The sequence below is a fragment of the uncultured Treponema sp. genome (assembly GCF_946187725.1).
In the GTDB taxonomy this organism is placed as follows: domain Bacteria; phylum Spirochaetota; class Spirochaetia; order Treponematales; family Treponemataceae; genus Treponema_D.
Genome location: NZ_CAMHSK010000072.1, coordinates 1 through 5,221, shown reverse-complemented (window position 1 = coordinate 5,221; position 5,221 = coordinate 1). Strand labels below are relative to the sequence as shown.

Genomic DNA, 5,221 nt, shown 5'->3' with positions numbered 1-5,221 from the left:
ACAGCAAGGACAATGCAAATTACCCTTCATTTCTTCTCTATAATCATTCAAAGAAATTTCTCTTTTTTCATATAGTGCTTTTTCTATTTTCATTCTTTACAATCTCCCAATGACCAGTTTTATCAGAACCAACTCTTGCAATAATATTTTTTTCTTTTAATTCTGTAATCAATCTGCTTATGGTTCTTCGTGATTTACCTGTTTTTTCAGTCATTTCTTCATAAGTAATTGATGGATTTTGTTCTATTAGTGCCAGAATCGTTTTTACAGTGTCATTTACAGTGTCATTTATCGGGTCATTTGCCTTGAACATCATCATAATGTCATTGGGATGAACTGTATATTCCGGTTCTGCAATTCCGTATTCTTTGCAAAGATTGCAAATCTTTTCTATGCCGCGGCCCCAGCTTTCTATAAAGCCGGCTCTAAAGAATGTATTTGCAATTTGAGATATTCATCACGCCAAGATTCTTTGTATTCGATTAACTGGGATTCGGACATTATTGGGGCTCCTGTTGATTTAATAATATATTAGGTAGTTTTTTATAGTTATTCAAATCATATTCCCGAAGGCATTTTTTTAGTTTTGCACCTTCTTCTTCATCGGAATTACATATCATCATAGTTGTTGTGGTTATAGCTTCATGTACGATTGGATCACTTGCTATATTCTGGATATTGGCGGAATAAAAATAATCCTCTGAGTATTTTAATATGATAAATAATAACAATTGTAATCTTTCGTCAGGATTTAATTTAGTATAATACTTTGCAAATTGTGAATATCTTTTAAAATGATTCTTATAAAAAACAATAATATATGAATAATCCTTTTCAGAAAAGATGCAGATATGTATATCTTGCAAATCATATTTTTTGTCATTGTTAAAAACATCATTGATAGTCTCCCCATCGAAACCTGTAATAAGGGAAATGCTTCCCTGGAAAGCAAATGGACAAGTATATGGTAACTTTCTGTATTCAATAATTCTATAGTATCCACTTGTGTTTGCGTTTAATAGTTTTTTTGCTTCACAAAGTAATTTGAATGCATCCTTTTTATCTCTATTTCCAGGATTTAATATAGGCTCCAATATATTCATATTTGGCATTTGAAGATTATCAATCATCTTAGGAAACGCCTTTTCTTCAATAGCTTTTTTATGATAATACTTAAGATAATTTTTCAGAGCAATTTCATGCAAAATCTTATCTGCTGGTTTTTTATCTGTATATTTTTCAAAGGTTTCATAGTCCTTAAATACTTCGTCATCACATTTTCTGCATATTAATCTAAAAGTTCCCGCTTCATTAACCCCCTTGTCACCATCAACGGCAGGAATCTTTACTAATCCATTAAAAGCCTTTACCTCTCCATTTATAGCAATAGCTCTTAAACATCTGGCTGGTACGGAATGGGAATTGCAAAATGGATTTTTTGATGAATTGCAAATCAAACAATTATGAGGTTTTACATTTTTTTTAGCAAAAGATTCACCCATAGAAAGAGATTTATGAAAATTAATATTCTGCTCTTTTGTCAGTGTATTTTCTGGAAATAATTCTTCTAATCTAAAAATCTCAGCCATAATCTTCCAACCTCACACCAACCTAATCTTCCCCGTGAGCAATTGCTGCATCATGGCGGTTTTGAGGTTGCGGTATTTTTCTAGTTTTGCCTTTAAGGTTTCTATTTCTTTATCCATGCAGAAAAGGACATTGGCAATGGCGGTTTGTTCGGCAAAAGAAGGAGTTACAATTGGAATCGAATTACACTTTTCTCTATTTAGTTTTGGCTGTGCGGTTCCGGTATTATACGATGTATAGTCAAGACTTTCCAAATATTCAGATAAGAAATCTAAATTCATGTTCTCATTTGGGAGTAAAACATGAGCATGGTTATTTATCCAACATTTTCCGTGTACAACAAATGCTAATCTGGAACTCCTGTCTATAATGTTTGCTCCATCCTCTCCTAATAATACATAATTACCATCAAAAATATAATTATTTACATAATCAATAATACCTGATGCACCATAATAAGGATAAATACCTTTTTTTCTTTCTGATTCCGTAATCGGTATTCTTTTTCTATCAAGAAAAGTAACAACATCTCCCAAACTCTTCACTTTCCAATCTTCGGGGATGAGGCCGAGTTCGGTTTGTTTGTAGGCTGGAGATTTGGTTTGCGGACCAAAACCTGGGAGGCGTTTTTTACCGGTGAGGAGATTTTGCATTGTGCCCTGTTTGATGTTCTTTTTCTTTTGGATGAGTTTTTCTGTTGTGGAAATAAGCGCATCTACATCGGAAAGGGCTTTTGCAATTCGTTGTTGTTCGGCAAGTGTCGGAGGAATTGGAATTAGCATTTTAGTAATCATTTCTCGGCGAACAGAATCTACAGAAGACTTTGCCGTCATTGAATGGACCCTTTCGTAAAAATTCTTACTAAAATTATAATAGAAATATTTCGGGTCTGTATTCTTAAAATTATAAATTAAATATGCGCGCTGATGTAATCCAAATTTTCTTTTTGCGTAATGAAAAACTTTACCTGTTCCTACTCCATCCCCGGCTGTTATTACACCCTCTGTATCATAGGAAAACTTATTTATTTTTTCTACAATTGGCGAGCGAACATAGAATGGATACTTACCATTTTCTTCAGCATCTTGTGTATTTTTATCACCTGTCGTAACATCAGCAAAATCTTTTATTTCCTTCACTTCCCAATCATCAGGAATCAATCCTATTTCTGTCTGCTTCATCATCTGCTCCTGAGTTGTCTGTGAGAAGTTTCCTGTCTTCAATATTCTCTAGAACTTTCATCTGCTGAATGGCAATTTTATTCAGTTTTTCAAGGCGTTCGCTTTGAGGAATTCCGTCATTAATAAAAACGGCGTTCAAATTTTCCATATTGCTAAGGCAGATAAGCTGGTTTATCGAAGCATAATCACGTATATTTCCTTTTAATTCTGGATTGGCTTCACGCCATTGTCTTGCAGTCATACCGAACATTGCAACATTAAGCATATCAGCTTCATCAGCATAGACAAAGGACTTTTGTGCTGGCGTAAGTTCTGGCGGGATAAGATTCTGTTTTATAGCATCTGTATGAATTCTATAATTGATTTTTGCAAGTTCTCGTTTTGCAGACCAGCCAAGTTGCTTTTGTTCTTCCTCTTTTAATCGCTGAAATTCTTTTATGAAATAAAGCTCAAATTCAACAGAAATCCAGCTTGCGAATTTGAAAGCAATGTCTTTATGTGCATAAGTTCCGCCATAGCGGCCACTTTTTACGATAATTCCTTTTGCATTTGTTGATTCAATCCATTTTGTTGGAGAAAGTGTAAAAGCATTTAAGCCTGCTTCTTTCTTAAACCCCTCGAATTCGAGGGGGTTAAAATCTGTGTTATAAAGAGTTTCCCAGATTCCGAGGTATTCAATTGTATTTCTGTTACGAAGCCAGTTCGCAATTACGGCATTCGGTTCTTCAGACTTGAATTTTGCAATGTCTGTAAGAGAAATAAAATCTGTTTCATCATATTTTATAACGCTGACACTTGTATCTTTTACATTTACTTTCTGCATAAGATTTTCTCCTACAACTTAAATCCCATCTGAGCAAGGTGAGCGGTAACTTCTTTTTCTTCTTCTGCGAGTTTTTCGGTGAGTTCTGGCAATGTATTTTCGTAGCGCTCGTAGAGTTCGACAATTCGTTTTGTAAGATGATTTGCAACTGTTACATAAAGGTTTTGGATTCCCTGGTCAATTGTTTTGTACCATTTGCGGTTTACAAGAAGGTCTGTTATTTCTGAGTCGGTAAAAGTGTCGTAGCGTTTGCGGCAGTTTTCGTCCAGATTCTTTTTGAGGTCGGCAATTGTTTTCTTTTGTGATTTTATGGAAGCTTCATAAGCTTTGCACTTTTTAAGGATTTCAGGCTCCTGCGAAAGTTCATCATCTTCTGCGTCATCGACGCAGTTTTCTTCTACAAATTCTTCAAACTCGCTTTCTGTCTGGCTTAGCTTTTCTTCAGCTTCTTTAATTGTTTTTTGTTCTGTTTCAAAAAAGGCATCAAGAACAATCTGCTTTGGAATAAGGCGGCCTTCCCAGCCGATTACTTTTGGCTCCTTTGGCTTTTTTTCTTTTGCGGAATCTTTCTTTGCTTTTTTGCTTTCTTTTGGTTCTTCCTTTATATCATCAGTTACTTTTGCAAGTTCGTAACCAAGTTCATCCTGAATGACAAGAAGGACATCATCATTCATTGTTTCGTTCCAGTAAGCAAGAAGCACCTGATAAACATCGTATTTATCGAGCAGTTCAAGTTTTGTGAACTTGGAAAGAATTTCTTCTGAAAGCTTCAGGATGATTTCTTTGTTTGAATCTGCTGGCTTTAGGTTTGTAAGAATTGGATTTGCAAATGCCTTCCATTCTTCAAAGGCTTTGTTTACCTTTTTGTTGTATTCAAGAAATTCTGCGTTTTCTGTGATAGTCTTGTGAACATCATCTTTTTGGATGAGAAGCTTGTAAAAGCCTTTTGTAGATGCTGAAACAAGTTCAGCATGACAAGATTCGTGTTTATATTCGCCAAAGATTTCTTTTTTAAGATTTGGGAAGACCTTCCAGAAGTGAGGAATATTGTCTATATCTTCCTGCGGGATTCCGCCGTAAAGATGAGCCTCAATGCTCTGCAAATCTTCTTTTTCGCTTGAATCGATGTAGCGGGGAATGTTCAGGTTGTAGGCGTTCTTTTCGATTATTTCTGCAAAAGGAACAAAACGACTGAAGCCTGGAACTTCGGTCATTGAATTAAAGGTTGTTACAATTTTGTAAATATCCTGCTCGCGAAGACGGTTTTTATCTCCATCTTTTATAAAACCGTGGCTGGCATCAATCATAAAAATGCCGGTGCGATTTGCTGTGTTTTCTTTATCCAGAACAATGATGCAGGCTGGGATTCCAGTTCCATAAAAAAGGTTTGCAGGAAGTCCGATTATTCCTTTAATAAGATGACGGTCGATTATGTTTTTGCGGATTGATTCTTCTGCATTTCCGCGGAACAAAACTCCATGAGGAAGAATTACGGCTGCTTTACCGGTGTTGTTTTTCATTGATTTGATGATATGCAAAAGCCATGCGTAGTCGCCGTTTTTCTCTGGAGGAAGTTCATCATAATCATCAAAGCGGCCATAAGGCTTTAAGCCGTCCATCCAGTTTTTCA

The 5,221-nt window shown here is 35.6% G+C and carries 5 protein-coding genes and 1 pseudogene; all 6 read right to left on the bottom strand.

Annotation, left to right across the window (positions count from 1 at the left end; all coding sequences use genetic code 11):
* Window positions 1-67: 67 nt before the first annotated feature.
* Window positions 68-319: a winged helix-turn-helix transcriptional regulator gene (locus Q0Q74_RS14025; RefSeq protein ID WP_294431877.1), complete on the bottom strand. Its 252-nt coding sequence runs from the start codon at window positions 317-319 to the stop codon at window positions 68-70.
* Window positions 320-322: 3 nt separating this feature from the next.
* A pseudogene (locus Q0Q74_RS14235) lies at window positions 323-445 on the bottom strand (ATP-binding protein); the annotation flags it as partial.
* Between the two features lie 55 nt (window positions 446-500).
* Window positions 501-1,589 carry a hypothetical protein gene (locus tag Q0Q74_RS14020; RefSeq protein ID WP_294431875.1) on the bottom strand — a complete coding sequence of 363 codons (1,089 nt, stop codon included), beginning with the start codon at window positions 1,587-1,589 and terminating at the stop codon, window positions 501-503.
* 12 nt (window positions 1,590-1,601) lie between these two features.
* Complete coding sequence (locus tag Q0Q74_RS14015; protein WP_294431874.1) at window positions 1,602-2,768, bottom strand: restriction endonuclease subunit S; 1,167 nt, start codon at window positions 2,766-2,768, stop codon at window positions 1,602-1,604.
* On the bottom strand, window positions 2,737-3,591 hold the full coding sequence (locus tag Q0Q74_RS14010) for a KilA-N domain-containing protein (protein WP_294431872.1): 855 nt from the start codon (window positions 3,589-3,591) through the stop codon (window positions 2,737-2,739). The genes Q0Q74_RS14015 and Q0Q74_RS14010 overlap by 32 nt, the downstream gene beginning before the upstream one ends.
* 11 nt (window positions 3,592-3,602) lie before the next feature.
* Window positions 3,603-5,221: N-6 DNA methylase (locus tag Q0Q74_RS14005; protein WP_294431871.1), on the bottom strand; the 1,619-nt coding region annotated here is incomplete at its 5' end.